Below are 26,539 nucleotides of genomic sequence, written 5' to 3'. Positions count from 1 at the left end.
CATCGGATTGGTTCAGTGGACGTGGCCATGGCGGTCTTCCTTGGCACTATCTTCGCCCAGTTCACCGCGCGCCTGCTGCAGCACGGTCCAGCCACCGTGCAAGGCGAGCGCCGCCATCAGGCTTGCCACCGCAAGATCAGGCCAAGCCGATCCAGTGCCAAACACGCCCAAGGCGGCGATGAACACGGCAAGGTTGCCGATGGCGTCGTTGCGAGAGCATAGCCACACGCTTCGCATGTTGGCATCGCCTTCTCGGAAGGCATAGAGCATCCAAGCCACTGCGATGTTGGCGACCAGTGCCACGAGTGCTATTGCACCCATTGTGGTGGCCAGAGGCATGCCGCCGTTCCACACCGACCACAGTGCTGCACTTAGCACATACAGGCCAAAACCCATCATGCTCAAGGCTTTGAGCATGGCGGCGCGCGCCCGCCATGCCAGCGCCGAAGCAAGCACCGCGAGCGACACCGCGTAGTTCATTGCGTCGCCCGCAAAATCGACCGCGTCTGCCAGCAAAGAAAGTGACCCAGACTGAACGCCAGCCACGATCTCGACCAGGAACATCGCGGCATTGACCAAGAGGGCAATCCAGAGGATCTTGCGGTAACGGGCCAGGTTGACAATGGCATCAAGTTTGGGTGCGACATGGTCACAGCAGTGGGTGGACATGGGTTTTCCTTTCAATTCTTGCATTAGAAACCCTGGAGCCGCTACAGTGTCAAATACTTATTTAAAGCAGGACCATCTAATGCAGATAAAGGAACTTGCCCTCGCCACCGGCGTGGATGTCGAAACCATCCGTTACTACGAAAAACAGGGCTTGATGCCCACGCATGGCGTCTAACTTTTTCGAAAACAAGCGCGAGCCCCAAGCCAAGCGTCTAACTTTTGGGTGCAAAATGACACGGCTCAACGCAAATTTGGATGTTTTGGCTGGAAAGTTACATAATGTAACTTTTGGGGTTATTGCACAAAATATTACACGTTTAATAAAAACACCTATAAGTCGTTGATTTATATAGATTTTTGACGAGCCTGTTTTCCTGTTAATCCGTAGGTCCCTGGTTCGAGCCCAGGTCGAGGAGCCAAGAAAAGCAAATGAAAAAAGGCCTTGCAGCGATGCAAGGCCTTTTTCTTTGGGGTGGTGCTTTTAACTATTTCATTCACGTCACTTGCGCGCAGAAGTCAGTGCCGAGTTTGGCTTGAGTGATGCCAAACAGTCGTCCCTGCAAAATTTAATTCAAGCCAGCACCCAGCGATGATCTGAGTTTTGCAGTCGATTGCGGCCAAAGTTTTTAGCCAATTTCTTAAACAAGCCCGTCAAACCGCTCGCCTGCAACAGGCACAACAAAAGGCCTAAGCCTTTATTGATGATCATCCGCAGCTGCCAGCGGATGTTTTAGCCCGCAGCGCACAGCACCGCATGCAGCGCATCACCCTCTGACCCTTTGAGGTGGCAGCGGTCCATACGTTGATCAGCTTTTAGGTGCCCGATGATCGGCTCGATCGCGGGGTTTGAGCAACCTGCGCTCTTCATCCGTGAGTCGCTTGTCTTTGCCCCGGTGTTTGATCTCAATGTCCGAGTTGTACTTGTCCACCCCGGTAGCCCAGGTGGGCATAGACCACCTAGGGCTTGACGCCCAAGCCCTGCATCAGGATGGCGCTTTGCTCGATCTGCTCATGCATCGTGTGCCCGTCATACGGGTTGCCTGGAAAGCTCCTTGCGCCCACGATCAGGTTTCCCTTGAGCGTCACGGCCAAACCCACCTTGACGCCAAATTCGTACGGATTGCGGCTCTTGCCCTTGCTGATGCACTTCACCTCGGGCGCGTGCCAGCTGTAGAGCTTGGCGCGGTTGTCCACTGCCTTGCGACTGGCCGTCTGCGTGACCAGGCGTTTGGCCTTGCACAAGATCTGGCTCAAGGCTTACTGACCGGCTTTACTGAGCGTACTCATCTTGCGAGCCACCTCGCGCTGCAACCGCCCGACGATGGTGTGTTGGCGTTTGATGACTTTGCGCATGCGTTTGAACTGACGGGCATGGGAGTAGCGCCCAGCCTTGTAGCCCAGCAGTTGGCCTTCTTTGGCGTAGGTCTGCTTGAGCTCGATGCCATTGGCTTTGGCCGCCACCACCACCTTGGACCTGGCGGTCTCCAGCAGCTTGCTGTCGGTGGGGTGTGCCACTGCTTTCTCTTGCACAGTGGAGTCCACGATCACGCGTGTCAACTCTTTCTTGGCGATCAGCTTGAGCGTAACAGCCACCTCCATGGTGCGGGCGAACAGCTTTTCCACGCCTTCTTAGCCTAGGGCTTTGCGAAACCGCCCCAGTTGCGTGGGGTCGCACGGCCATTGGTGCGCGAAATACTCATTGCTAGAAAAGTACTGCCAAGTGGGAGTCTCACCCCAACCTTGTATCACATCCTCGTCGCTCTCGTTGAACGCATGCTTAAGGTACAGCAAGGCCACCATCAAACGGATGGGCAGACGAGGACGACCGGCTTTGGAAATGCCGCCACCTGCAACGGCCGAGACCGGGCCAAATAAATCCAAGTCTTCGATCTTCTTGCCAGCCTTGAGCTGACGTGCCCAGAGCTGTGCGAGTGATGCTTCGATTTCTTGCCAAGGCATTCGATTGGACAAAACCGCCACCAAGTGGCCCAAATCGATCATCTGGTTCAGGCGGTTACGGAAAAAGTCATCGATCATGGCGCTACTTTCAAAAACTCCCAGAAAACAGGCTCTATTGGATATCTATTTGAGAGTTCTGACAATCCGGATTCACCCCAGATCACCAGCGTTCATGAGGGTTTCAGTGGTTTTGCAGGGGCGCCTTATTACCGGCTTCTACATTGGAGTCTAATTTTCAGAGCCCGTAGAATGTAAAATTCACTGAAGTTATATCAACACGGAAAATTATTTCAATATTTTAATAATTCCACACAGTTCGGCAGAGTTTTTACTCAGCCTTTACTTTTTTCCTCATCAATGATCCAAGCTACCACATCACGCATCTTCATTGTAGCTTGCCAACCCAGTTGTTGCTTTGCTCGGATTGGATTGCCACGGCTAACCATAATCTCACTGGGACGCAAAAGGGATGCATCGCTAACCACATGGTCACGCCAATCAAGATGTAACGCGTCAAACACAGCGGAAACGAAGTCTTGTAGCGTATTGGTTTGACCTGTGGCTATGACAAAATCAACAGGGTTTGGCTGCTGCAGCATACGCCACATGGCATCCACATATTCCTCGGCATTACCCCAATCTCGGGCAATCTCAATGTTTCCCAATTTCAATTTTTCAGTACTGCCGGTTGCAATTCGAAGGGCTGAATTAACAATTTTCTTTGTGACAAATCGTTCTGGCCGTAAAGGGGACTCGTGGTTGAACAAAATCCCCGTACAGGCAAAGATATCATATGCATCACGGTAATTAGCCACCTCCCAAAATGCTGTGGCTTTAGCCACGGCATAAGGACTACGCGGTCGAAATGGTGTATCTTCGTCCGCCGGTATGTCAGATGTATTTCCAAAGCACTCACTAGAGCCCGCGCTATATAATTTTATAGGTCGACTGGTAAAACGAATAGCCTCCAACAAGTTTAATGTGCCAACACTGATACTTTCCAGAGTTTCTACAGGTTGGTCAAATGACAAACCTACAGAGCTTTGACCGGCCAAATTATAAATTTCATCAGGGCGTACCTTGGATAGCACTTGAAGAACACTTCGGAAATCGTTAAGCGCCATCGAATGATAGTTGATCTGGCACTTGATGCCAAACCTTTCTAAATGTCCAAAGCTCGCCATTTGTGCATCGCGCGCAGTGCCATGGACAGCGTAGCCCTTAGCCAACAAGAGGCGAGCAAGATAAGCACCATCTTGACCAGATACACCACAAATAAGGGCAGTTTTTGTTACCATAATCTAATTTACATTCATATTAATATTGAATATACACGTTATTCTGTGTAAAAAACCCCATCCCCCTCATGCGACTCAATGAACTCATGCCGAACCGTGCGCTCAAGTGCTTCAGACAACGGAACAGGAGGAATAAAACCGGTTTTAGCTATTGAAGTCTCAAACACGGAATTAGCGCAAAATTTCTTAACCCGTATTGAACTGATTGCAAATTTTTTACCAGTAATTGCGGCCAATGCATCAAAACACTTGCCAATGGCGTAACCCACTGCAAGGGGCAACCTCAAGCTAATCTGCTCCGGCTTACCCAACATGCGGTTTACCGTACCCACCAAAACATTCATGCTGCTGTCTGGCTTGTCTATATAGTTGTAGATGTGTACACCAGGTTTAAACGCAGTGGTGGAAAACTGCAAAAATGCTGCTACGTTCTCCACATAAGCCATGGATTTTCGATTGAGACCGTCGCCCACCATAACAAAATTTCCCAACGCAATTTGATGCAGCAGATTATAAACATTTCCTCGGTTTTGCTCACCAAAGACTACTGTGGGGCGTACGATAACTAGTGTGCGTTCCATGGGTGCCTCGGCCTGCCAAGTTTTATAAACCTGCTCTGCTTCATATTTGGTGCGACCGTAGTCATTAAAAGGGGCAATCTGACCAGACTCATCGGTATTAATGGGCGCAAAGCCGTATACCGCAACGGAGCTAGTGAAGACTATGGTTTGTACATGTTTCTCCCGTGCCACGGTGCAGACGTTTCTGGCACCACCAACGTTAACATCGTCATATAGTCTAAGCGGACTAACATCATCCCTGTGTTCTGCGGCCAAGTTAATAACGGTGGCACCCTCATGAATACTTGCGCGTAGTGTTTCAACTTCTCTGACATCCGCAAGTACAGTTCGACTGGGATACACGCCACTAACAGCCTTATCCACAATTTTGAAACCATTAACTGCTTGCGTGAGTAATCGCCCTAATCTGGTACCAATAAAACCTGAACCACCAATAATTATAAGACCCATCTCCGCTCCCCTATTTATATAACGTTGCAAACGTAGACTGTTCAAAATCGGCATTCAATGCATCCCAAGTGTGGTTTACATTAACATAGCGCAGGCCCGCTTCACCTATGGCTTGGCACGAATCCGGCGAACCCAACAAATCGATAATTGATTGAACAAAATTATCAGCAGTGTCAGCCAAAACAACCTCTTGCCCTGGTTTCGCAGCAATATCGCCCAAACCCAACGAACTGGTAACCACAGGCACGCCGCAAGCCATAGCCTCCAAAATCTTGAACTGCATGCCAGAGCCTGATTGCATAGGTGCTATCGACATCCGTGCCGTATTAATTACCGCGGCAAGCGAAGGAACGCGTCCTGTTACAGTAATGGCCTCATCTGCGCTCAGTGCCAACACTTCGGCTGTTGGATTGCTGCCTGCAACCACCCAGCGAACGGCGGGCACCGCCAACTTTAGCTTTGACCAGCACTGGCCATAAAACCAAATTACAGCATCTACATTAGGCTTGTAATTCATATTGCCAGTGAAAACAATTGACGACTCCAAACTGCCTTCCGACTGTTTATAAAATTCGTGTCCATTGATTCCAAGCGGTAAAGCCTTAACTTTTTCGTGACCAATAAACTTCTGGTCAACCTTTGAAACCACGTAAGAAAGCGTCGCCTGTTGCGCCACGTAAACTTCATAAGCGCTGACCCGCTGGCTTTCCATGTCAAAAGCCAACCTTTTTAAGCCACGTTCTAAAGCAACCCGACGTGAAAAATTAAGCCCCATTGAATCAACCATGTCCACAAACAATGGCAAACCACTGGGGGGAAGATTCACAAAAGATCGAATCAACACGGCATACACGGCATCTGGCTTGAACAATGCCAATTCTTGAGCAACTGCGCGTTTGTAAGGACCTGATTGAAATAAAGCACACTGAAAAGGAAGAAGTGCGTCAAACACGGCAGTCAGCACATTAAAGCCTGCAACAAACTTATTCCACTTAACAAGTTGCACAGAAATCCCCAATGCTTCAAGTTTGGAGAGCGCATCAGCATCCGCATTGGGCGAACCAAAGCAAATAAGTTTTATGGTGTGTTTACGGGATAGATAACTTAACCGATGAAACGACAAAACTTGATCGCCTTTTTTGCCGTCTTCTGGAACACGCACACTCACTGCTAAAATTTTCATAGCTGTTGCTCATCCATACATTCATGATAAACGGTCATTGTTTTGCGTGCAGTCTCAGCCCAGGTGAACTGCTTCACACGTTCATATCCACAGGCAACTAATTCTTGGCGTAATTCAGGGTTACGAATAATCTGCAGCAATGCGGCTTCCATTGCACTCACACTCAAAGGATCAAAATATAAAGCGGCATCGCCACCCACCTCAGGTATGGACGTCAGGTTGGAGGCCATAACAGGGCAACCTGATGAAAATGCCTCAAGAATCGGGATGCCAAAGCCTTCATAGAGTGATGGATAGGCAAAAACAGTGGCTTTGTGGTAGAGCAGTGCAAGATCTTCAATAGCGACAAATTTCAGAAATTTAACATTATTTTCCGCCCCTGCTGCCCGAACAGCTTGAAAAGATGCGCTCATTTCCCAATTGGCATAACCACTTATAATGAGATTTTCTGAAATTATTCCTTTTTTAAGTAAATTCAGGTAAGCCTGAACAAAACGAAGAGTATTTTTTCGTGGGTCTTCTGCACCTAAACAGAAAATAAATGAATTACCAATCTCTTCATTTATGGAACTTATATTTGTATTGGTAGCCGCTTGAGAATCAACAAAAACTTTATCACAAGAAATATACGATACACAAACTTTATCAATAGCAACTCCATGTACTGATTTCACTATATCATCACGAGAAAAATCTGAAATCGTGATTATTTTTTTAGCATGCCGGGCAACAAATGGAACTAAATATGAGCGATAAAGGCGTCCCCATGCTTGATATCGAGTGGTGGGTTTAGGCACAAACTCACCTGATTGCAGAAACATCACATCCATAATAGAAAGAACCAATTGCACAGATGATGGCAGAAATAAAGGCGCAGTATTCCCTAAACAATGTAACAAATCGAGGTTGTCCTGCTTTGTCGCAATAGGCAATGCAATATTTTCCCAAAGTGGATAACTATATGGCCAAAGTTGGCGAATTCGCACATTGGGTAATTGAGGCAAAAGGCACTCAATATCTGACTCTGCAATATAAAGAATAAATTCAACGGAAGGATCCAGTCTCACCAATTCATTGACTAAATTTAGAGAATAAGTACCGATGCCACGTCGTGGCTGGCGAGTAATAAATCGAGCATCAATTCCAACTATCATTAAACGAATTCCAATTCTTTTAGCAGAGCAAAGTTTTTTGCAAAGTCAGAATTATTTTAAAAATACCACGACTGTGCATAAAGGAAATGGGATTTATAAACTTCGAAAGCATTTATTAAATTATAATTAAATTTCAAAAGTTTATAAAAAAATACTTAAAAGTAATTTAATAGTTTATAAAGTACATTTTGCATGAAATTTTTGATGCTGAATAATTTAAAGTAAACAACCGCGCCGCAAGAAGCGCGGCATCCATAAATAGCCAATATACCAAATCCACTTATGCTTATATATCAGAATAGCGCCCCAAGGAGCACGGTATTGACCCATATAGATTCAAACGTAGAAACTAATTTTTAGAATATAGAAATGCAACAACCGTCTACAGGACGCCTATCGCACCTTATACGATAATTTAGTTCTTAGCAAAGCTGCCCATCCATTCTCCAAAAATAAACACATACTCAGCAGAACCTATATATGTCCTTTAACCACTGTGCCTTTGTACAACCGGGAACCTTTCAGCGCAATTATGAGCAGTATGGCTAGCTGAATATGCGTAGAAAAGGACATGAGTGGATGTACTAATGCTGCCGAGATTGCAACAGGAATGAGGAATGACTCAATTACAACGCGCCGGTTATTTTCCATATTTCGCGACAATTTTACTAGCCATCCCATTAGAATACCCTGCAGAAAACTAACAACCAGAGCAAAATATGCGCCAAACTCCAGAACAAGAGTCCCCAAGCTCATTCCCCATTGGTCACCAGTGGGTGATATCGACCTGAGTTTCTCCGTGTTATCAAACAGAATCATCTCAGCGCGACTTTGTTCCATTGGAATGAGAACACCTAGGGCCTTGTACTCAGTGTAAAACAAACGATAACCCCAGGATTTTTCCATAGTAGCAGATTCTTCATATGCAATAAGATAGTTATTAAAAGTGGAGGCAAAGTAAATAGTGACAATGTTCACAGGTAGTTGAAGAAAATTGGGTAAAAGCTTCTCTTCTGCAATGAAGCCAAGTCGCTTAGCGTTGAAAACCGCCTCTAGCATTTGATCGCTGTTATCCTCGATCTGATCCCTACTTAACGAAACTGCCGTAAAAAGTAACAGTACCGAAACTATTACACCAAAAAAAATACGGCGAATTGCAACACTGTAAATTCCTCTCCGTCTAAATTCCACGATAGGCGCGATCAACATTAATACAACACCGACCACTGGTGAACGTGATCCCGTTGACAACAGATAAAGAGTATAGGCGATCATAGAGACAGTAAATGCACTCTTGCGTTTCTGAGCTAGTAACAGAACCGATGCCGGCAACAAGATTCCGATTAAAGCCGAAAAAAGTGCTTCAGAAACATAGACGATTAAATTGCGTTCTGTAATTCGCAACCATTTCATTGCGTTTCCGCTCGAAAGGTCGAACAATGATAACAGATTCCCATCGGTCAAGCTAAATATGAGAATAGCCAGAGCCAGCAGCATAGGAATCATTAGCGCTTTGACAATATTGACAAGGAATCCATTGTCTAGCCCGCCAACGTTACTAAACTTACACTCGGAACGATCCGCCGTAAGTCGGTAGCCAAAGCATGCCATGGTGACGGCGAGCAAAAAATAGATCTCGCCTAACATGGATATTCCAGTATTGAATTCAGCCCCAGAGAAAGCGTATGCCGAATAAATTAACGTTGAGAATGATAAATATAGAAACAAAGGGTTTGTTGATCTCCTTCCTCTAGCGAAGCCAAGAACTAGGAACATTAGAGCAAAGAAAACTGCTATTCGGAATAAAATAAGTATCATAGTTTTGATTAACAGATTAATAAAATTATGTCGAACCGGTTGATGCACTGAATAAAATACCGATATTGCATATTTGGTTGGAGTTGATACTAAGAAAAAAAGTCCTAGAATGCTGACTGGAGAGACAAATCAGAACAAAAAATATTCATTCATTCATTCATAAAGCAATCATCGATCAAAGTTTTTTTCCATTTGCAACCATGGAGGAGAGCCAATTATGCTGTTTGACTTCTCTACCAAAAAGTCCATCCGCAAATCCAACGAGGCGGGCCCGACTCAGCTTGACTCTTAACCCGGCCAGTTCAGGTTTAATACAATCTTTGTAAGTTCGATACCGATGAGTAGAATCGAAAATTGCAGCCACCGCAACACGTGTAATCCAATAAATTTTAGCCCATAGGGAAAAGTAATTAAAGCTAATACCGACGGCATATCCTGAACCGTAGTAGTATCCGAGCAAATTAGTAGCTGTGTTTCTAGGCTTCAAAAGACTAGGGTGTGCTACTCTTATAAAGTTGATGGTATTCAGAGAGTGGCCACACCCAAGTAAACGAGCCGCAAGAACGAATATCTCACCAGAAAGCGCCGCATGCTGTGAGCCTGTACCAATTTCCGGGAAAGCCCCACTTGAGAAAAATAACTCTCTGCGTACGATAAAGTTCCACTCGATACAGAAAGCACTGAAGTTTTGAACTGTTATACGAGTAACTCCCGTCGGCCAGTGTGATAGGTAGGTCCCGTCGATTAGTTCGCCTCGGTGACATACAGCCGCAGCGAGCTGTGGAGTAAGTTCTTCAATTAATCTACAAAATTCTTGAGGCTCAGCAATTAGGAGCGCATCGTCATCAAGGAAGAACAAGAATTCACCCACTGCTTCCAGCGCACCAAGATTTCGAGCGTTAGCTGCTGGTATGATCGTTTGCGTCATGACTTCTCGAACGTCCATTGGTAGTCCACCGCACATCGACCTTATGCTTGTACCAGATTGGTTGACTACTATCAGTTCGATATTCTTGGCACTTTTGCACGACTTAATGAGGGTGTCAAACAGCTTACCAAGGTGGGCTTCGGGTCTTACTACGGGAACAACTAGCGAAAGTTTCATATGTGGTTTTTTTAACGGATACGACGTGCACGCAGACGGGCCGCCAGTTTCTGACCAAGCGCCCACACTAGAGTCATATAGGCGTACTGCTGAAGTACTTCGTATATGTAACGTAACGTACCTTTTAAGGCACGTGGACTTTTAAGTCTCCACAAAATTCGAATACTTTCAAAGCGCGAGCCAAGCACGCAGATATCACTAGTGCCGCCAGCGAAAAATGTAGCCACGGCGAAGGGCATGTGGACAAAGTTTTCTCCTGACATTGCGAGTCTAAGCAAAAAGTGAAAATCGGCGGCGAAACTGTATGTTCGATTGTATAAGCCATAGTTTGCGTAAATAGCAGCAGGAATAAATACCGCTTGGTGGCAGATGCTCATGCCTGTGTAAAGCCGTTCGCTGCAAGCTTGCACCAGACGTCGTTGTCTCAGATCAGGGTAATAGTAGTAGGCATCGCCATAAAGGATGGAAATAGAATCACAGTGCGTTATCTCTTCGATAACGCGAGTTAAAATCTTGGGTTCAAAGACATCTCCTGCATTTAGCATACAGATCCAGGCGCCTTGGGCCAGCGCAATTCCCTTATTCATTGCGTCATAGATACCCTTATCACTTTCTGATACCCACCTGTTGACGTGGTTTGCATGAGCTCGAATGACGTCAACTGTACCATCTGACGATGCACCATCTACAACGATGTGTTCGATCTCGGGCGAATTCTGTGCTATTACACTTCGCAAAGTACGTTCCAAACCTGCAGCATCATTGCGTACGATAGTGATAACGGAGATTAGTTTTTTAGACATCTATTTTCGACTGTTTAGGTTGCGGCATCCAACCGCTTCGCTTCATCATATTCCACATGCATAATCCAGTTGCGATCTGAGAAAATAGTAATGGGTATCCAATGTTCATGACATTTAACCAATTGAATAAAACAGCAAAAGCAACTATGCAACTGAAAAGTCCGATACTGCCAATTCCGATAAAAAGACTAGTTGATCGGTTGAGTGAATGTGCAATCCCCATGGCACCTAAAATCAAATTACCACCCTCTACAAGAATTCCGAATACCAATAAATTAGCATACACAGTTAGGTTTTTAGTGGTAAGCAGACTTATGATAAGTCCTGAGAACAACCAGCCACAAAGAGCGACTACAACTATAAGAGCGACAACGCCACCCAGGTAAGCATTAATTGATCTCCCATTCGATCGATATATCTCAGGCGTTTTCATTTGCGCATATATGGATCCAGCGGAGGCCATGCAGGCCGCCCCGATACTTGACACTGTCGAAAATATTCCAACAGCTTCTGCAGCGCCAAACGGTACGAGTACAAGTTTATAACCTTGAAGTTGAAGCCAATTCAATATCGCAGAAATCGAGATTGGATAACTGAACTCGAATACTTCCTTTATATTTATAGTTTCAGTTGTTCCCGCAAAAAAAACACCCCCACGCAACATGAGTCCTAGGGAGATAGCCGATGATAAAAGTATTGCAAGTGTTGCGCTTGCGATTAAAATAATTCCATCGATAACAACAAATCGCTGCAAGATAATTAAAATAATTATCTTTAGAAGACTGTCAATGATTAGAAAGGATGCTGCCATTGACCTGTAATTAAGATTGTTGGCGAGATTTCTCGATGCATTCGAAACATGCAATACTAAGCCATAGAATAGACTAATAGTTAATGCCAAAGCGATATGCAATGAAAAAAAGATCAGCGTTAGAATAGCCACAATTGCTATTATTAATGCGCATCCAAACAAAAGGATAAGATTAAATTGAATTGCCGAGCGAAGCGAGACTCCGTTTTTCTTCCATATATAAATGCGTGATTGTTGGTAATTGTCGAATGGTACAAATACAAATGCGCTAAAAAAGTATGCTACTGTAATCCAGTAAGCGTAATGGCCAAGCTCTGAAAGCGATAATATATTTGTGTATATTTTGATGTAATAAAGTTGCAACATGACTAATGCGACTCTAGCACCAGTAACAATGGTGAACGTTCTCACTATTTTCTTTCCGAGATACGTGCAGTATCGACAAGCGATTCCCAAAGTTGTGTTGAGCGCTTTCGCGAGTAATCGATACCATATCCATCCTGACCTTCACGAACTAAAAAGTAGATTGAGAAATGCAGCATCACACGTGCCCATAGCTCGCGAGATGCGACTAGTCCTTTTGCTGACGAGTCTAGTCTTTGGTAGCGGATTAAATCACTTAAGCACCTCTTGAAAACACTTCTCAACGTAAATCGTAAGCCCCCATTTATTATTTGATTTGCTTCAACTGCCGCGTAGTTCAAGTGTTTGTGTGTTAAACTTTTTAAATCGCTATCACGTAAATGAACAATGGTGTGTTGAGGATCGTTTGGCAAATAGAGTATGTCGCCACCACGCTTTGTCTTAAAAGGTGCGTGAATAAAAATACTATCAAAGTCTAATTCGTCACGGTTATAAAATCTCTCAATGCGACGCCCGACAGGCTTAATCAAGGCATCCCATAACTGGATGTTTGAACCGCAGGTATAGGACACTACAGAAGTAGAAACCATGTTGTGTGACTTTGTACGGGCCACTTCACTGCATACTTTGAGCGTAGCTGGAGGAATGAACTCACTGCTCGACAATACGAGTACATACTGCGTAGGCGAGATAATTAATGCTTGTCGCACCCATTCGGCTGATTGAAGTGATCCATTATTTGCGATTTGAACAACCGTGCAACCTCGTTCTTTAGCTCGAGTTAACGTAGAGTCATTGCTAAAATTGTCAATGACAATAATATGACCATAATCAGAATAGTAGTCTATCAGGCGTTCAATTCTATTTTCTTCATTGTATACCGGCAAAAGTAATGTGAAGTGTTTTTGCATGAGTATTAATTTATAGTCGAATCATGAATATTTCAAAGAAATTGCAAATTACGATATGAATGCAGCTATTTTTATCGTTAAATTGTGATCTGCGATGAGAATATTTTGAATTTTAGGTAACGATAACAATTATCTTATCTAATAGTCGATAACAGGAAGTATGGATACTTACATTAAGACAGCAGGCATTGACAAAAGTTGTTGGATCTCCACCGGTAAATCCGGTGACATTTTGTGGAGTGGATTCGATTCCATAGTGCCGCTGTCGGTTACCCGGCTCATGATTTTTGGGAAATAGCTTTGCTCAGGATCAATAGTGACGAAGAAGGCTGCCGGCCCATCAGCGTTAAAAAGTTCTGTGAACTCAGCTTGTGCTTCAAAGCCTTTATTAATGCGCAAAGCAGGCACCCTGTATGCCTTAAACAGTTGCTCCCAGTCGGGTAAACCCAAGCCAGAATTGATATCACAGCCAATATACGCGCCTGGAAAGTAGTTCTTTTGGGTCATGCGGATGGACGCGTAACCATTGTCATCAAAGATAAAAATCTTCAGATTAAGTTTGTTGACAGCAACCGTGCCAATCTCCTGCAAGTTCTGCGCAAAGCCACCATCGCCTTCAACCAAAATGGTGCGGCCATTGGGATTGCCCATGGCAGCACCAATGGCCCCGGATAGCCCATAACCCATAGCGGCCAAGCCCTTGTTTGTTACTATTTTTTGACCGCGTTTTTGCGCAAATACTTGCATCATCACCGTGAATGCACCGCCACTGCTGCAAGGGATGACGACATCGCCCGCTCCGCATTGCCGTGACAATTCCTCCACAAAGCGGTACGGCGACAAGTAGCTGTCCCCCGTTGTGTTGGCTTCAATTAGCGGCACGGCTGCTTTGACTTGGTGGCAATAACCAAGCCACGCATCATGTTTGCCCAATTGTTGAGCAGATAGATCTAGCAAAAACTGGTTGGCATCCGCCAAAATTGGCAAAGCCACATTAGGGTGCCCTTTGGACAGTTCGGCCTGATCGCAATCCACCTGTACCACCTCGCCCATTGGAATAAATTGCTGCCAGTTAAAGCCGGTCTGCTGCATGCCCAGCCGGGTGCCAACCGCAATCAACAAATCGCTTTGTTGCATCAATATATTGGCATATCGCTGGCCCCAGGTGTTGGGGCGGCCAAAGTAATTGGGATGATCTGCTTCGATGCGGTCAGCGCCGTTCCAAGTGGTCATGACGGCTAAGCCCATTGCAGCAAATTGATCATGCAGAAAATCGCTGGTTTCACGGGATACACCGCCACCCAGCAGCAGCACAGGTCGCTTAGCCATGCGAATTTTTTGTGACAGTTGCTCTATTACTTCTGCACCGGCAGCCGGCATGGTCAGCACGGTCAGTGGCTCGGGTGATGCCTGCTCCATGACTGAACGTTCAACCGTGCGCCCTTGCACGTCAAGCGGCATCTCCAAAAAGACAGGGCCCTTTCGGCCACTGGCATCCGCTTGAATGAGTTGGCGAAAGCGTGCCAAATTAACGGGTTCCTCAAGCAACTCTGCTACGCAACACACCGGTTTGGCAATGCTGATGCCGTCAATTTCTTGAATACCACGCTGGCGCAGCGTTCCATGGCTCAGGTCAGCCGTTTTGACTTGACCACCAATAACCAGTAATTCGCGGCTTTCCAGATAGGCACCCGCCAGTGCTGTCACGATATTGGTTAAACCTGGTCCAGCAGTCACCAACGCAAAGGCTTTTGCCTCGGCGTTGGTTTCATTGAAATACTCAACAGCAATGCCTGCGGCCACTTCATGTATCACACTTACCATGTGAAAGTGGTTGTTGCTGCTGGCCAGCATGTGCATGATGTTGCCACCGGCCACATAAAAGCAGTGGGTATAGCCCATGTCTTTGAGCCACTGTGCCAAAAGGTCGCTGTATTTCATGTTGGTCCTTATCAATAAATGTTGATTATGTGTTTGAGCGGATGATTGAGCTGGTATGGCGCTACAACAAGCTTTGCATATACCGCGCAGTCAAAGTGATTTGCTGGTCAAGTGATCTGAGCTGCATACACAAGCTTTTTTCCAACGCACTGATTTGCTCACGGTTGCCAACATAGCGGTCTGCGACGGCGTCATCTTGTATGGGCAACCGTACCACTGCTTGGGGTTTGTATTCAACCAAAACGGACGAAACGCGCTGAGCCAATTCACCCAGCTCAACTATTTCACCGCCCGCCGTGTCAAAACAAACTGTACCCGGCGTAACTTTATTTAGCAGCAATTGCACACATAGCTCAATCAAATCTCCAATAAAGTAATACGAGCGTATAACTGGTTTTTGAGCCTGAATGGCAATGGGCTTACCAAGCAAAACTTGCTGAATAAAGGAGGCCAGCGCGTAGCTGTCAAACTTGTTGATGTAGGGGCCAGACAGGTTAAAAACGCGGGGGATGACCACACTGGTGTCATACGCCGCACAGGTGTTTGTAAAGTCAAGCTCATCCTGATACTTGAGCCTGCCATACAAAACCGCTGCTGGGTCGCGGTTTTTGTGAAGCAGATGGTCATACACGGCCCCAGACGAAGGGAGCACCACACCACGAACCTGCCCGGCATCAATCCAGCCTCTGACTTTGCTGCTGATGGCCGCATTGCGCTCAATGTATTCACTGGTGCTAATCCCGTTGACCTTGTCCTTGGTTAAAAAAGCATAGTGGAAAACGATCAAGGCCTGACCCTGGGGTGGCTGCCACTGCAGCAGTGCTTGAACGGGATGCACGTGGCGGGAGCCAAGTGCCGTCACCCGTGCGTCAAACGCATCGCCCAGCGCCTGGCGCAGCATTGCTAATGTGGCGCTGCCCAGCCATCCATTAGCGCCAGTGACTACATAGTTGCACTGCGCTGCACGCAAGCGCACAGCCAAGTTGGGGCTGAAGCTTAAAAAAGAGCACATGACCATTGATCAGGCGGCATTGCCCAAACAAACTTTGCGAAACGCCAAATCAATCAGCGCGCGATTACCCGCGTTTTTTTCGACCATCAAACGGGTCAAATAACCCGCAGTATCTGGCACGATGACACAGTAGTGTGTGCTGCTGTGTTTTTTGTCAGAGCCAAAGCGGTCCATCAATTCATCACAGGCAATTTGCCGGGTCCAAGTGGGTAGGTCGGTAACGGTTGAAAGCAACGCACGCACATAGGTCGAAAGCGCTGCGACGCGCGTGGGACTTTCTTCAAAGTGATGGTTCAACCGTGCAAACTCTATGGCTGCCAACATACCCATGCCGACGGCAATACCGTGGGGTATTAAAAAATCGCAGGCTCCTTCGATCGCATGACCAAACGTGTGCCCATAGTTCAGCAAGAGCCGCTCTTTGTGGTCGTGTTCGTCAATCTCGATGAACCAGCGCTTGGTTGCCAAGGCGAGCCGAATGACTTGGTGAAACACATCTGGGCTGCTGTCAGTCAGTGGTTGCAGGGTTATGTAATTGTCAAAAGCTTCACCGGTGTGTGCAAAGCAAATTTTGACGGCCTCTAGTAAACCTGCGGCACGCTGGTCGGCACTGAGCGTGTTGATAAATTGCAAGTCAATATAAATTTTGTCAGGTGGGTAAAAGTTACCAATCAGGTTCTTATACGGTCCCACGTTAATGGACGACTTGCCCCCAATGCAAGAGTCCACCATACCCAGCAGCGTGGTGGGCAGGTAATGCCACTTTAGCCCGCGCATGTAGACAGAGGCTACAAACGTGGCAATGTCCTGCACCACCCCACCGCCCAGGGCTAGGATGTGCGTCTTGCGGGTTGCACCCAGTTGACGTAGCGCAACAATTATGGGCTCCATCTGATCAAGGCTTTTGGCTGATTCAGTGGCATGTATACAGATTAGGTTTGAACCTTGCGCCTGCAGTGCAGAAGCAAAAAAATCATCACACAGCACAATCTGTTGGTCTGACTGAGCAAGCTGGGACTTAAGTAAGTTGCTGCCGATATGCACAGCGTATTCACCAGTGCTGGCGGCTACTTTAAAGTAATCTGACATGACTAAACCCAAGATCTGCCGCAATAAACTGACCTGTGATACCCGTGTTTTGCGGGGAGCATAAAAAATAGGCTAAATTGGCAACGTCTTGCAGTGCTGGCAGGCGGTTGAAATAGGTTGCGCCAGTCAATTTGTCCAGTTGATCTTGCGCCACGTTTTGACGTGTCATTGGGGTATCCAAGGCACCCGGCAAAATCGCGTTGATTAATATGCCGTCTTTGGCCAAGTCAGCACTGGCCGACAGCACCAAGCCCTGCAAAGCAGCTTTACTCATGCAATATGACAGCTTGTCTTGGCGCGCCAGGTTTTGCCAAATAGAGCTGATGATGCAAAGCTTTGCCTGAGGCGCAAGCAATTTGCGGTTAAGCAGCATCTTTAAAGTGGCAAGAATATAAAGGCAATTGGCATGATAGACGGCCAAGTGCTCCTCCATATCCACAGTGTTGACATCGTCACTGGCATTGCGACCTTGCGCCCAACAAACCGCATCGTAGGGTGCGTTGGAGTCAAATATGTCGTCAGGTGCAGGTGGCAGTGAAGAAAAATCGTGCACTATGGATTTTAATTCATCCTTAGTTGTTGATGTACGGAAAACGGATACAACTTGCCAGTCATTTTTACAAAAATGACTGACCATTGTTGATCCAATTGCTCCATTTGCACCAAAAATAAGTATTCTAGGCTTGTTGCTCATGAAAATTAATATATATAATTATCTTATGCCTTACAAACCTCTGGCATGAATACTTTTTAACAGATCAGGATTGTCAGAGTATGGCGTATTTAACTGATCAATCGTTATTGGCATATCTTTCTTGCAATCCATAATCATGCGATGGCCAAATTTTCCCAACATCAGTTCGCGACTTGAAATTTGTTTTTTCTGCAGAGGAATCGCAAGATATACATCATCCTCAGTTAATAAATGATTTTTCTCCAAATCACGCTTGGCATAGACACCGCGCACGTAGGAATCTAAATAAGCAACTTCACGATCAATCGGTATGCGACGTTCCGTGCCAGAATTACCTATCATTTCCTTGGCTTTCTTCCAGGCTTTGAACCAAGTATCAATTTGGTGTGGCAATGACGAATAAGTTGCTACTTTAAAGCCGTCATCATCAATGTCGATATGGCGCTCAAATGTCTTTGCACCTTTAGCCAAAGCAATTTGAACTGACGAGGTCCAATCATGATATTCATGACAAGAATAGCCAATGGTCAAGTTTGGATATCGATTCTTCAAGTAATCAATTTGCCCTAGTTCTGCCTCATTGTCTTCATGCGGATAAGCGGCAACACAATGATTGAGTGCCAGTAATACGTTACGATGTTCAAAAAATGTAACTAGATCATCAAGGTCTTTTTTTGACATGCCACCTGTGGAGACAATTACCGGCCTGCGGGTCTTCGCAATTTTTTCAAGCAACGTCCAATCATTGTTATCGGCACTTGCAACTTTAATAATTGGTAGATCGAATTCGACACAGAGATCAACAGATTTCTCATCGAAAGGTGTGGACATGGGTATGCAACCACTTCCTCGAATGGCCTCAACTAACGTTGCAAAATCTTCTTTACTTAACTTGGTATCAGCTACTCGCTTAATGTAGCGAATGTCATCTCGGCCAATAAAATCTTTGTGGACAAAGTTTTCCAGATCGCGAAATTGAAGTTTTATAGCAGTTCTTACATTATTAAATCTTGCAATTTTTGCAAATTGCTCAATAATTCTTAAACCACGCTCCACACTACCTTGGTGATTGCTGGCCATTTCTAGTACAAAGAGGTCTTCAAATATTTCATTTTTCATTTCACTGCTTCCTTTAGTTAACTAAGTTGATTTGGAAAGTTTTCGAAAATTTAGAAATTAACACCCAAATAGCTTTCAATCTTGGCTGCTGCAAACTCCAACATCTCACGCGTCAGCGCAGGTTGCACGCCGATCCAAAAGGTGTTGTTCATGACGTTGTCGGTATTGGTCAAATCACCACTCACGCGGTAGTTGGCCCCTTGCATGTAAGGCTGAGCGGTCAGGTTGCCGGCAAACAGAAGTCTGGTGCCCACTTTATTTTGGTCAAGGTAGGTCAGCAGGTCTAACCGGGTGACGGGGCAGTTGTCTTTGAGCGTGATGGGGAAGCCAAACCATGAAGGGTCTGAGTGCTCGGTGGCTTCGGGCAGGTTTACAAATTCTTCACAGTCTTTCAGGCGTGCTTTCAAAAAGGCAAAGTTGTCTTTGCGGGCCTGGATGAAGGCCGGGGCTTTGTCCAACTGAGCCAGGCCGCAAGCGGCTTGCATGTCGGTAATTTTGAGGTTGTAGCCCAGGTGGCTGTAGGTGTATTTGTGGTCGTAGCCTTCGGGCAGCTTGCCCAGTTTTTGGCAAAAGCGCTTGCCGCAGGTGTTGTCTTTGCCAGGCGCACAGTAGCAGTCACGGCCCCAGTCGCGATAGCTCTCGGCAATGGTTTTGAGTTCGTCGTTGTTGGTGAACACGGCACCGCCTTCGCCCATGGTGATGTGGTGCGCGGGGTAAAAACTGAGCGTTCCAATGTCGCCAAAAGTGCCTACCATCTGATCACGGTAGGTGGTGCCCAGGGCATCGCAGCAGTCCTCAACCAGCCACAAGTTGTACTTTTTGCACAGGGCAGTCACCACGTCTAAATTGAACGGGTTGCCCAAGCTGTGCGCCAGCATGATGGCCTTGGTTTTAGGGCCAATGGCGGCTTCTATTTTTGTCGCATCAATGTTGTGGGTAAGTGCATCCACATCTACAAAAACGGGCACGGCACCAAACTGCAAGATCGGGTTGACCGTGGTGGGGAAACCTGCCGCCACGCCAATGACTTCATCACCCTTTTGAATAGCACGCTCACCCAACTTGGGTGATGTGAGTGTGCTGAAGGCCACCAGGTTGGCAGACGACCCTGAATTGACGGTGATAAGGTGTTTGATGCCGATGAAGGCGGCTAGCTTTTTCTCAAACTCCGCATTGAAACGGCCAGTTGTGAGCCAGCCGTCCAAAGACGCCTCAACCATGTTTTTGAGTTCTTCAGCGCCCACCACCTTGCCCGATGGGGGCACCACGGTAAGCCCGGGCAAGAAGGGCTGGGGGGCTAGGGCGATAGCAGCGTACTCGTCAACGAGTTTGGCAATTTGCTCGCGCAGAGCTTGGGTTTTTGCGTTTTCCATAAGGTGCTTGCTTCTAAGTAATGACTTAACTGGTGAGAGCTTGGTAGGCGTGAATCTGAGCGAGGGTGAGCTGTTGCATATTGGCGCCCGCCGTTTGCTGCTTAGACCAGTCGATGATGAGTGCCAGAGCGTCTTGCAGGCGCAAGGCTGGATGCCAGTCCAGGCGACTGCGGGCTTTGGAAATATCCAATTTAAGATAATGAGCTTCATGAGGATGCACGCCGGTATCTACCTGCCATTGCGCGTCAGCGCCCCACAGCGCAGCCATTTGCTCAACGATCCAGCCTACCGACTTGGCGTCTTCGTCGTTAGGACCAAAGTTCCAGCCTTCGCCAAAGCTTGGGCCGTGCTCAAACAACTGCTCAGCCAACGTGAGGTAGCCACGCAAAGGCTCCATGACGTGTTGCCAAGGGCGGATGGCGTGTGGGTTGCGGATGTTGACTTGACGGCCTTGCTCAAAAGCGGCGAGGATGTCAGGAATCAACCGGTCTTGCGCCCAGTCGCCGCCGCCAATGACGTTGCCGGCGCGCACTGTGGCGGTAGCAACGCCATGTTGGGCGTAGTTATCTACATTGAAAAAAGAGGAGCGGTAGGCCGCGTTGACCAGTTCTGCGCAACCTTTGCTGTTGCTGTAAGGGTCAAAACCGCCCATCGGTTCGTTTTCACGGTAACCCCAAACCCACTCGCGGTTTTCATAGCATTTGTCTGTGGTGATGTTGACCACGGCTTTGACGCCTGGGGTGTTGCGCACGGCCTCTAGCAAATGCACGGTACCCATCACGTTGGTGGCGTAGTTTTCTACTGGTTTTTGGTAGGAATAGCGCACCAAAGGCTGCGCCGCCATGTGGATAACGATCTCTGGGCGGTGCTGTGTAAACACGACTTGCAAGTTGGCCAGGTCACGAATGTCGCCGATAACGCTGGTCATGCCTTGGCCAACTTCGGCTATCTCAAAAAGGCTGGGGTTGGTGGGCGGCGCCAGGGCATATCCGGTTACCTGTGCGCCCATGGATTGCAGCCATAGGCTAAGCCAACTGCCCTTGAAGCCAGTGTGCCCTGTTAGCAAGACGCGCTTGCCGTGCCAAAAAGAAGGGTTCACGGCCAGACCTTCCAGGGCGCTTTGCCAGACTGCCACAGTTCTTCTAGGTGAACCTTGTCGCGTAGCGTGTCCATAGGTTGCCAAAAGCCGTGGTGCTGGTAGGCGGCCAAGTTGCCCTCTTGCGCAAGGCGCTCCAGCGGTTCGCGCTCCCAGGTGGTTGTGTCGTCTTTGATGTAATCAAGCACATCAGGCGAGAGCACAAAAAAGCCGCCGTTGATCATGGCGCCGTCGCCCTTGGGCTTTTCCATAAAGCTGTTGACCTTGCTTTCCTTCAAGTCCAGCGCACCAAAGCGACCTGGGGGAATGGTGCCTGTGAGGGTGGCTTTGACGTTTTGTACTTTGTGGAACGTGACAAGTTCGGTGATGTTGACGTCCCCTACTCCGTCGCCATAGGTGAAGCAAAAAGCCTCGTCGTCTTTGACGTAATCGGCCACGCGTTTTAAGCGGCCGCCTGTCATCGTGTCTTCGCCCGTGTCCACCAAGGTGACACGCCAAGGCTCGGCGTTGCGCTGGTGTACTTCCATGCTGTTTTTGCTCATATCAAAGGTGACGTCGGACATGTGCAAGAAGTAGTTGGCGAAGTACTCTTTGATGACGTAGCCCTTGTAGCCGCAGCAGATGACAAAGTCATTGATACCGTGGTGGGAATAGGTCTTGAGGATGTGCCAAAGGATGGGCTTGCCGCCGATCTCGATCATCGGCTTAGGCCGGGTCGAGGTTTCTTCGGAAATGCGGGTGCCTAGGCCCCCGGCGAGGATGACTGCTTTCATTTTTACTCCACGCTCACGTTGACGGTGTAGCCGTTGGCTTTTAGCAGCGCGTGTTGCTTGGCTTTGGCTAGGTCGTACGCCACCATTTCGGCACACATTTCTTGCGCGGTGATTTCGGGCACCCAGCCTAGCTTTTGTTTGGCCTTAGTCGGGTCGCCAAGCAGGGTTTCGACTTCGGTGGGGCGGAAGTAGCGGGGGTCGATGCGGATGACGGCCTTGCCGTCTGCGTACCCGACTTCGTTGACGCCTTCGCCTTCCCAGCGTATTTGCATGCCAAGCTCTATAGCCGTCCACTCAATAAACTGGCGGACGCTGAATTGCTTGCCAGTGGCAATCACAAAGTCTTCTGGCTGGTCTTGTTGCAGCATCATCCATTGCATGCGCACATAGTCTTTGGCGTGGCCCCAGTCGCGCAGGGCATCGATGTTGCCCATGTAAAGGCAGTCTTCCAGGCCTTGGCTGATGTTGGCCATGCCGCGGGTGATTTTGCGGGTGACAAAGGTTTCGCCGCGGCGAGGGCTTTCGTGGTTAAACAAGATGCCGTTACAGGCATACATGCCGTAGGCTTCGCGGTAATTGACCGTGATCCAGTAGGCGTACATCTTAGCCACGGCGTAGGGGCTGCGGGGGTAGAAGGGTGTGGTTTCCTTTTGGGGGGTTTCTTGCACCTGGCCATACAGTTCAGAGGTACTGGCTTGGTAAAAGCGTGTTTTCTTTTCTAGCCCAAGGATGCGGATAGCTTCCAGCAGGCGAAGCGTACCCATACCGTCTACATCGGCGGTGTATTCGGGGGACTCGAATGACACGGCCACATGGCTTTGTGCGCCCAGATTGTAGATTTCGTCGGGCTGGGTTTCTTGCACGATGCGCACCAAGTTACTGGTGTCGCTCAGGTCACCGTAATGCAACTTGAAGTTTGCGTTGTCTATATGCGGGTCTTGGTAGATGTGGTCCACACGCTGGGTGTTGAAGCTACTGGCACGGCGCTTGATGCCGTGGACGATATAGCCCTTTTCCAGAAGGAATTCAGCGAGGTAAGAGCCGTCTTGGCCTGTGATGCCGGTAATGAGGGCGACTTTGGGTTGGGTACTTTTTGTCATAGTTTGCTCACGAAATCTTGATAGGCCGAAGAGAGGCCATGTTGTAAATCGATCTTGGCTTGCCAGCCTAAGGCATTGAGGCGCGAACTGTCCATCCACTTACGCGGAGCGCCATCAGGTTTAGTGGCATCGAACTCAATTTGGCCTAGATAACCCACAGTTTGGGCTATGGCTTGGGCCACTTCTGCGATGGTCACGTCAGACCCACTGCCCACATTGATGTGGCTTTGCATGGGGCTGGTGTGCCGGTCGTAAAGGGCCTTACCAAGCTTCATGACGTACACGCTGGCTGCGGCCATGTCGTCTACGTACAAAAACTCTCGGCGCGGTGTGCCTGTGCCCCAAATGGCGACGCTGGGGGCATTGGCCAATTTGGCTTCGTGGAAGCGGCGAATGAGTGCCGGAATAACGTGGGAGTTTTCAGGATGGTAGTTGTCACCCGGGCCATACAAGTTGGTCGGCATGACACTGCGGTAGTCCACCCCGTGGCTCGCACCATACTGGCGGTTGTAGCTTTCGCAGAGTTTGATACCGGCGATTTTGGCGATGGCATAAGGCTCGTTGGTGGGCTCCAAGGTGCCAGTAAGCAACGCGTCTTCGCGCATAGGTTGCGGCGCCATGCGGGGATAGATGCAGCTGGAGCCCAAAAAGAGCAGTTTCTTCACACCGCTCTGAAAAGCTGCATCAATCACGTTGGCCTGCACCATCAGGTTTTGATAGATGAAGTCTGCCGGGTAGGTGTTGTTGGCATGGATGCCGCCGACTTTGGCGGCGGCCAGATAGACCTGGTCGGGCTTTTCTTGCGCGAAGAAGGCTTGGACTGCCGCTTGATTGGTCAAGTCCAGCTCGGCATGGGTGCGAGTGACCAAGTGGGTCTGGCCCTGCGCCTGCAGTGTGCGGCAAATGGCGCTGCCCACCATGCCTCGGTGACCGGCTACATAAATTTTGGGCTGTTCGCTCATGAGTTGGTACGCCCGTAGGTATCTTCAAACCGCACGATGTCGTCTTCACCCAAATAACTACCCGACTGCACTTCGATGATTTCTAAAGGAATCGTGCCGGGGTTGACCAATCGGTGCACAGCCCCCAATGGAATGTAGGTGGACTGGTTTTCGGTCAGGGTGATCACTTGGTCGCCATTGGTGATTTCGGCCGTGCCGGTCACCACAATCCAATGCTCAGCGCGGTGGTGGTGTTTTTGCAAGCTCAGGCTGGCCTTTGGCTTGACCTGGATGCGCTTGACCTTGAAACGCCCTCCTTCGTCGATGCTGTCGTACCAACCCCAGGGGCGGTGCACTTTGCGGTGCAAGGTTTGTTCTTCGCGCTTTGTGTTTTGCAGTTGGGCCACGATGTGCTTGACGTCTTGGCTGCGGGTTTTGTCGGCCACCAGCACGGCGTCTGCTGTTTCAATGACGACCAAGTCGCTCACGCCCACCAGTGTGACCAAGCGGCTGCTGGCGTGCACCAAGGTGTTGCGGCTGTCGGTGGTCAGCACGTCGCCCACATGGGCGTTGCCATGTGTATCTTTGGGCAACACGTTCCACACCGCGTCCCATGCACCAAGGTCTGACCATCCGGCATCGAGCGGGACCATCTGGATAGGGAATGCGCTGCCGGGGCAGTGCTCCATGACGGCGTAGTCCACCGAATCTGAAGGGATGGCGGCGAATTCATCTTTGCCGGGGCGAATGAACTGGGCGTCTTGCTTTTTGTTGACCCATGCGGCTTGGCAGGCTTGGGCGATGTCGGGGCGAAAGGTTTCAAGGGCTTTGAGCCAGACCGAAGCACGCAGCACAAACATGCCGGCGTTCCAAAAGTAGCCGCCTTCTTTTAAGTAGGCTTCAGCGGTGGCTTGGTTGGGTTTTTCTACGAAGGCCGTGACTTGCAAGGCAATCGCGCACGAGGATGCATCCTGGCTTTGCGCGGTGCGGATGTAGCCGTAGCCTGTTTCGGGTTTGTCGGGGGTGACGCCCAGTATGACGATGTTGCCATCAGCCGCTTGGGCAATGGCTTGTTGCACGGCCGCGGTGAAGGCGGCGGCATTGGCCACGGTTTGGTCGGCGGGTGTGACCACCAAAACGGGGTCTTGGCCGTTTTCTGTGGCGGCCAGGGCAGCCAGTGTCAAGGCGGGCGCTGTGTTGCGGCCAATTGGCTCCAGCAATGCGGCGCCCAACGTGATGCCGACTTCGCGCAGCTGCTCAGACGCCAAAAACCGATGGTCTTCGCCACTGACGATCAGTGGGGCAGCGACTTGAATGCCGTCTTGGGCCAAGCCAGCCAAACGCTGAGCGGCTTGTTGAAACAGGCTTTCATTGCCTGTTAAGCAGAGGAATTGCTTGGGGAAGCCGGTACGCGATAACGGCCACAAGCGGGTGCCAGAGCCGCCACAGAGGATAACGGGGGTGACGTTGATCATGCTTTTTGTGTTTTATCTTGACCTGGGGTGTCAACTTCAGACTGGAGCGCCTGGATTTCCAACTTCAGTGCCTCGTACTCTTGCATCTTGCGACTGAGGAATCGACTGGTCAGTGCTAATTTTTCGGCGATGCCCATTGGGGTGAGCAGATACACGTACTTGAACTTGTTTTTGCTGTTTTGAAAGTTCTGCATCTTCACAAAGCCCTTGTCGATGAGGGCTTTGAGGCAATAGTTCAGCCCACTCACGCTCATGCCGAGCTGGTCGGCCAACTCGCGTTGGGTGAGGTCCGGGTTTTCTTGCAAGATGCGCATGATCCGAAAATGGGTGTCTTCTTGGATCTTGGCTTGTGGGCTTGTCATTGGGGTAGCGTTAAGGCGGCAGTCATGAGGTGAAAGAAGTGCTTTGGGCACGCTACCGCAGTGCCGTGGCGCAATTGGCAGCGCGATTAAGGGGTCAACTACAGCAAATAAGTCAGTGATTTTTAATTGAACCAGAACTGTACCGTATTTCAGGCATTTGTTCGATGTGTGAACAAAACAAATTATCGATTGAAGAATCGATTGAATGGCCGCTTTGTCAGGAAAGCCGTGGGCACCCTGTGCTAGCAGACAGAACGCATCCAGACTATCATTCGCTGCGTGCCACTGCTGGGGGTGTCGCTGGAGGCTGCCCAAGAACTGAAGTGGACCCAAAAGTCAGGACAGCCTTGATGGCAGTTTAAGTTGCACTCAACTTCTCGCAGCTGGTCGGCGCTGCCCCGCTTTTTGCCTTTTGTATTGCAGGCTCAATCTCAATCCTGACTTCCCCGGCCGCAGTCG

28 protein-coding genes are annotated in these 26,539 nt (G+C 48.6%); 1 reads left to right on the top strand and 27 read right to left on the bottom strand.

What is annotated here, in order from left to right; translation table 11 throughout:
- Positions 1 to 12: 12 nt before the first annotated feature.
- The gene (locus B9Z45_RS06270; RefSeq protein WP_108406456.1) at positions 13 to 669 is read right to left on the bottom strand and encodes a cation transporter; all 657 of its coding nucleotides are present in this window, start codon (positions 667 to 669) and stop codon (positions 13 to 15) included.
- Between the two features lie 79 nt (positions 670 to 748).
- On the opposite strand from B9Z45_RS06270, the gene B9Z45_RS06265 reads away from it, so the two are divergent.
- A complete protein-coding gene (locus B9Z45_RS06265) occupies positions 749 to 844 on the top strand; it encodes a MerR family DNA-binding transcriptional regulator (protein WP_228764541.1) in 96 nt (31 codons plus the stop codon).
- Between the two features lie 396 nt (positions 845 to 1,240).
- Here the strand turns inward: B9Z45_RS06265 and B9Z45_RS17030 are convergent, their stop codons facing one another.
- From B9Z45_RS17030 to B9Z45_RS17340, 26 genes are all read right to left on the bottom strand, one after another.
- Positions 1,241 to 1,378, bottom strand: coding sequence for a hypothetical protein (locus tag B9Z45_RS17030; RefSeq protein ID WP_158270389.1), 138 nt, complete (start codon positions 1,376 to 1,378; stop codon positions 1,241 to 1,243).
- Between the two features lie 97 nt (positions 1,379 to 1,475).
- Positions 1,476 to 1,619, bottom strand: a complete 144-nt coding sequence (locus tag B9Z45_RS17025; RefSeq protein ID WP_158270388.1) for a hypothetical protein — start codon at positions 1,617 to 1,619, stop codon at positions 1,476 to 1,478.
- A gap of 7 nt (positions 1,620 to 1,626) precedes the next feature.
- Positions 1,627 to 1,923 (bottom strand): hypothetical protein, encoded by a 297-nt coding sequence (locus tag B9Z45_RS06260; RefSeq protein WP_146180884.1) that lies wholly within the window; start codon positions 1,921 to 1,923, stop codon positions 1,627 to 1,629.
- A gap of 3 nt (positions 1,924 to 1,926) precedes the next feature.
- Positions 1,927 to 2,292 carry a hypothetical protein gene (locus B9Z45_RS06255; RefSeq protein ID WP_108406383.1) on the bottom strand — a complete coding sequence of 122 codons (366 nt, stop codon included), beginning with the start codon at positions 2,290 to 2,292 and terminating at the stop codon, positions 1,927 to 1,929.
- 6 nt (positions 2,293 to 2,298) lie between these two features.
- Complete coding sequence (locus B9Z45_RS06250) at positions 2,299 to 2,706, bottom strand: transposase (RefSeq protein ID WP_108406382.1); 408 nt, start codon at positions 2,704 to 2,706, stop codon at positions 2,299 to 2,301.
- A gap of 254 nt (positions 2,707 to 2,960) precedes the next feature.
- Positions 2,961 to 3,926, bottom strand: a complete 966-nt coding sequence (locus B9Z45_RS06245; RefSeq protein ID WP_108406381.1) for a GDP-mannose 4,6-dehydratase — start codon at positions 3,924 to 3,926, stop codon at positions 2,961 to 2,963.
- 38 nt (positions 3,927 to 3,964) lie between these two features.
- The gene (locus B9Z45_RS06240; protein ID WP_108406380.1) at positions 3,965 to 4,957 is read right to left on the bottom strand and encodes an NAD(P)-dependent oxidoreductase; all 993 of its coding nucleotides are present in this window, start codon (positions 4,955 to 4,957) and stop codon (positions 3,965 to 3,967) included.
- 10 nt (positions 4,958 to 4,967) lie between these two features.
- Positions 4,968 to 6,140 (bottom strand): glycosyltransferase, encoded by a 1,173-nt coding sequence (locus B9Z45_RS06235; protein WP_108406379.1) that lies wholly within the window; start codon positions 6,138 to 6,140, stop codon positions 4,968 to 4,970.
- The gene (locus tag B9Z45_RS06230; protein WP_108406378.1) at positions 6,137 to 7,294 is read right to left on the bottom strand and encodes a glycosyltransferase family 1 protein; all 1,158 of its coding nucleotides are present in this window, start codon (positions 7,292 to 7,294) and stop codon (positions 6,137 to 6,139) included. Before B9Z45_RS06230 ends, B9Z45_RS06235 begins: the two co-directional genes overlap by 4 nt.
- A gap of 474 nt (positions 7,295 to 7,768) precedes the next feature.
- Positions 7,769 to 8,941 (bottom strand): oligosaccharide repeat unit polymerase, encoded by a 1,173-nt coding sequence (locus tag B9Z45_RS06225; protein WP_108406377.1) that lies wholly within the window; start codon positions 8,939 to 8,941, stop codon positions 7,769 to 7,771.
- A 346-nt stretch (positions 8,942 to 9,287) separates the two neighbouring features.
- Positions 9,288 to 10,217: a glycosyltransferase gene (locus tag B9Z45_RS16885; protein WP_370445815.1), complete on the bottom strand. Its 930-nt coding sequence runs from the start codon at positions 10,215 to 10,217 to the stop codon at positions 9,288 to 9,290.
- Between the two features lie 11 nt (positions 10,218 to 10,228).
- Positions 10,229 to 11,020 carry a glycosyltransferase family 2 protein gene (locus B9Z45_RS06220; protein WP_108406376.1) on the bottom strand — a complete coding sequence of 264 codons (792 nt, stop codon included), beginning with the start codon at positions 11,018 to 11,020 and terminating at the stop codon, positions 10,229 to 10,231.
- Complete coding sequence (locus B9Z45_RS06215) at positions 11,013 to 12,197, bottom strand: hypothetical protein (RefSeq protein ID WP_108406375.1); 1,185 nt, start codon at positions 12,195 to 12,197, stop codon at positions 11,013 to 11,015. The genes B9Z45_RS06220 and B9Z45_RS06215 overlap by 8 nt, the downstream gene beginning before the upstream one ends.
- A gap of 44 nt (positions 12,198 to 12,241) precedes the next feature.
- Positions 12,242 to 13,105, bottom strand: a complete 864-nt coding sequence (locus B9Z45_RS16880) for a glycosyltransferase (protein ID WP_146180881.1) — start codon at positions 13,103 to 13,105, stop codon at positions 12,242 to 12,244.
- A 168-nt stretch (positions 13,106 to 13,273) separates the two neighbouring features.
- On the bottom strand, positions 13,274 to 15,046 hold the full coding sequence (locus tag B9Z45_RS06210; RefSeq protein WP_108406374.1) for a thiamine pyrophosphate-binding protein: 1,773 nt from the start codon (positions 15,044 to 15,046) through the stop codon (positions 13,274 to 13,276).
- A 61-nt stretch (positions 15,047 to 15,107) separates the two neighbouring features.
- On the bottom strand, positions 15,108 to 16,022 hold the full coding sequence (locus tag B9Z45_RS06205) for an NAD(P)-dependent oxidoreductase (RefSeq protein ID WP_233252106.1): 915 nt from the start codon (positions 16,020 to 16,022) through the stop codon (positions 15,108 to 15,110).
- 45 nt (positions 16,023 to 16,067) lie between these two features.
- Positions 16,068 to 17,147 (bottom strand): 3-dehydroquinate synthase family protein, encoded by a 1,080-nt coding sequence (locus B9Z45_RS06200; protein ID WP_108406372.1) that lies wholly within the window; start codon positions 17,145 to 17,147, stop codon positions 16,068 to 16,070.
- Positions 17,131 to 17,841, bottom strand: a complete 711-nt coding sequence (locus B9Z45_RS06195) for an SDR family oxidoreductase (protein ID WP_108406371.1) — start codon at positions 17,839 to 17,841, stop codon at positions 17,131 to 17,133. Before B9Z45_RS06195 ends, B9Z45_RS06200 begins: the two co-directional genes overlap by 17 nt.
- 30 nt (positions 17,842 to 17,871) lie before the next feature.
- On the bottom strand, positions 17,872 to 18,960 hold the full coding sequence (locus tag B9Z45_RS06190; RefSeq protein ID WP_108406370.1) for an N-acetylneuraminate synthase family protein: 1,089 nt from the start codon (positions 18,958 to 18,960) through the stop codon (positions 17,872 to 17,874).
- Between the two features lie 50 nt (positions 18,961 to 19,010).
- Positions 19,011 to 20,333: a lipopolysaccharide biosynthesis protein RfbH gene (gene rfbH / locus B9Z45_RS06185; RefSeq protein ID WP_108406369.1), complete on the bottom strand. Its 1,323-nt coding sequence runs from the start codon at positions 20,331 to 20,333 to the stop codon at positions 19,011 to 19,013.
- A gap of 25 nt (positions 20,334 to 20,358) precedes the next feature.
- The gene (rfbG, locus tag B9Z45_RS06180; RefSeq protein ID WP_199221854.1) at positions 20,359 to 21,432 is read right to left on the bottom strand and encodes a CDP-glucose 4,6-dehydratase; all 1,074 of its coding nucleotides are present in this window, start codon (positions 21,430 to 21,432) and stop codon (positions 20,359 to 20,361) included.
- The gene (gene rfbF / locus B9Z45_RS06175; RefSeq protein WP_108406368.1) at positions 21,429 to 22,202 is read right to left on the bottom strand and encodes a glucose-1-phosphate cytidylyltransferase; all 774 of its coding nucleotides are present in this window, start codon (positions 22,200 to 22,202) and stop codon (positions 21,429 to 21,431) included. Before rfbF ends, rfbG begins: the two co-directional genes overlap by 4 nt.
- A gap of 2 nt (positions 22,203 to 22,204) precedes the next feature.
- Complete coding sequence (gmd, locus tag B9Z45_RS06170) at positions 22,205 to 23,302, bottom strand: GDP-mannose 4,6-dehydratase (RefSeq protein ID WP_108406367.1); 1,098 nt, start codon at positions 23,300 to 23,302, stop codon at positions 22,205 to 22,207.
- Positions 23,299 to 24,264, bottom strand: a complete 966-nt coding sequence (locus B9Z45_RS06165; protein WP_108406366.1) for a GDP-L-fucose synthase — start codon at positions 24,262 to 24,264, stop codon at positions 23,299 to 23,301. Before B9Z45_RS06165 ends, gmd begins: the two co-directional genes overlap by 4 nt.
- A complete protein-coding gene (locus tag B9Z45_RS06160; RefSeq protein WP_108406365.1) occupies positions 24,261 to 25,718 on the bottom strand; it encodes a mannose-1-phosphate guanylyltransferase/mannose-6-phosphate isomerase in 1,458 nt (485 codons plus the stop codon). Before B9Z45_RS06160 ends, B9Z45_RS06165 begins: the two co-directional genes overlap by 4 nt.
- Positions 25,715 to 26,395: a MarR family EPS-associated transcriptional regulator gene (locus B9Z45_RS17340; protein WP_233252097.1), complete on the bottom strand. Its 681-nt coding sequence runs from the start codon at positions 26,393 to 26,395 to the stop codon at positions 25,715 to 25,717. The genes B9Z45_RS06160 and B9Z45_RS17340 overlap by 4 nt, the downstream gene beginning before the upstream one ends.
- Positions 26,396 to 26,539 lie beyond the last annotated feature (144 nt).

The sequence above is a fragment of the Limnohabitans sp. 2KL-17 genome (assembly GCF_003063415.1).
GTDB lineage: Bacteria > Pseudomonadota > Gammaproteobacteria > Burkholderiales > Burkholderiaceae_C > Limnohabitans_A.
This window is presented reverse-complemented; position numbering and strand designations above follow the sequence as displayed.

Bases quoted from the DNA above. Each gene is read 5' to 3' on its own strand.
- B9Z45_RS06240 (WP_108406380.1), bottom strand. From the start codon at position 4,957: ATGGGTCTTATAATTATTGGTGGTTCAGGTTTTATTGGTACCAGATTA.
- B9Z45_RS06215 (WP_108406375.1), bottom strand. From the start codon at position 12,197: ATGTTGCAACTTTATTACATCAAAATATACACAAATATATTATCGCTT.
- B9Z45_RS06165 (WP_108406366.1), bottom strand. From the start codon at position 24,264: ATGAGCGAACAGCCCAAAATTTATGTAGCCGGTCACCGAGGCATGGTG.
- B9Z45_RS06225 (WP_108406377.1), bottom strand. From the start codon at position 8,941: ATGTTAGGCGAGATCTATTTTTTGCTCGCCGTCACCATGGCATGCTTT.
- B9Z45_RS06190 (WP_108406370.1), bottom strand. From the start codon at position 18,960: ATGAAAAATGAAATATTTGAAGACCTCTTTGTACTAGAAATGGCCAGC.
- B9Z45_RS16885 (WP_370445815.1), bottom strand. From the start codon at position 10,217: ATGAAACTTTCGCTAGTTGTTCCCGTAGTAAGACCCGAAGCCCACCTT.
- B9Z45_RS06265 (WP_228764541.1), top strand. From the start codon at position 749: ATGCAGATAAAGGAACTTGCCCTCGCCACCGGCGTGGATGTCGAAACC.
- B9Z45_RS06250 (WP_108406382.1), bottom strand. From the start codon at position 2,706: ATGATCGATGACTTTTTCCGTAACCGCCTGAACCAGATGATCGATTTG.
- B9Z45_RS06245 (WP_108406381.1), bottom strand. From the start codon at position 3,926: ATGGTAACAAAAACTGCCCTTATTTGTGGTGTATCTGGTCAAGATGGT.
- B9Z45_RS06200 (WP_108406372.1), bottom strand. From the start codon at position 17,147: ATGTCAGATTACTTTAAAGTAGCCGCCAGCACTGGTGAATACGCTGTG.
- B9Z45_RS06230 (WP_108406378.1), bottom strand. From the start codon at position 7,294: ATGATAGTTGGAATTGATGCTCGATTTATTACTCGCCAGCCACGACGT.
- B9Z45_RS06220 (WP_108406376.1), bottom strand. From the start codon at position 11,020: ATGTCTAAAAAACTAATCTCCGTTATCACTATCGTACGCAATGATGCT.
- rfbH (WP_108406369.1), bottom strand. From the start codon at position 20,333: ATGGAAAACGCAAAAACCCAAGCTCTGCGCGAGCAAATTGCCAAACTC.
- B9Z45_RS16880 (WP_146180881.1), bottom strand. From the start codon at position 13,105: ATGCAAAAACACTTCACATTACTTTTGCCGGTATACAATGAAGAAAAT.
- B9Z45_RS06195 (WP_108406371.1), bottom strand. From the start codon at position 17,841: ATGAGCAACAAGCCTAGAATACTTATTTTTGGTGCAAATGGAGCAATT.
- B9Z45_RS06210 (WP_108406374.1), bottom strand. From the start codon at position 15,046: ATGAAATACAGCGACCTTTTGGCACAGTGGCTCAAAGACATGGGCTAT.
- B9Z45_RS17025 (WP_158270388.1), bottom strand. From the start codon at position 1,619: ATGCCCACCTGGGCTACCGGGGTGGACAAGTACAACTCGGACATTGAG.
- rfbF (WP_108406368.1), bottom strand. From the start codon at position 22,202: ATGAAAGCAGTCATCCTCGCCGGGGGCCTAGGCACCCGCATTTCCGAA.
- B9Z45_RS17030 (WP_158270389.1), bottom strand. From the start codon at position 1,378: ATGATCATCAATAAAGGCTTAGGCCTTTTGTTGTGCCTGTTGCAGGCG.
- B9Z45_RS06270 (WP_108406456.1), bottom strand. From the start codon at position 669: ATGTCCACCCACTGCTGTGACCATGTCGCACCCAAACTTGATGCCATT.
- B9Z45_RS06235 (WP_108406379.1), bottom strand. From the start codon at position 6,140: ATGAAAATTTTAGCAGTGAGTGTGCGTGTTCCAGAAGACGGCAAAAAA.
- gmd (WP_108406367.1), bottom strand. From the start codon at position 23,302: ATGACAAAAAGTACCCAACCCAAAGTCGCCCTCATTACCGGCATCACA.
- B9Z45_RS06160 (WP_108406365.1), bottom strand. From the start codon at position 25,718: ATGATCAACGTCACCCCCGTTATCCTCTGTGGCGGCTCTGGCACCCGC.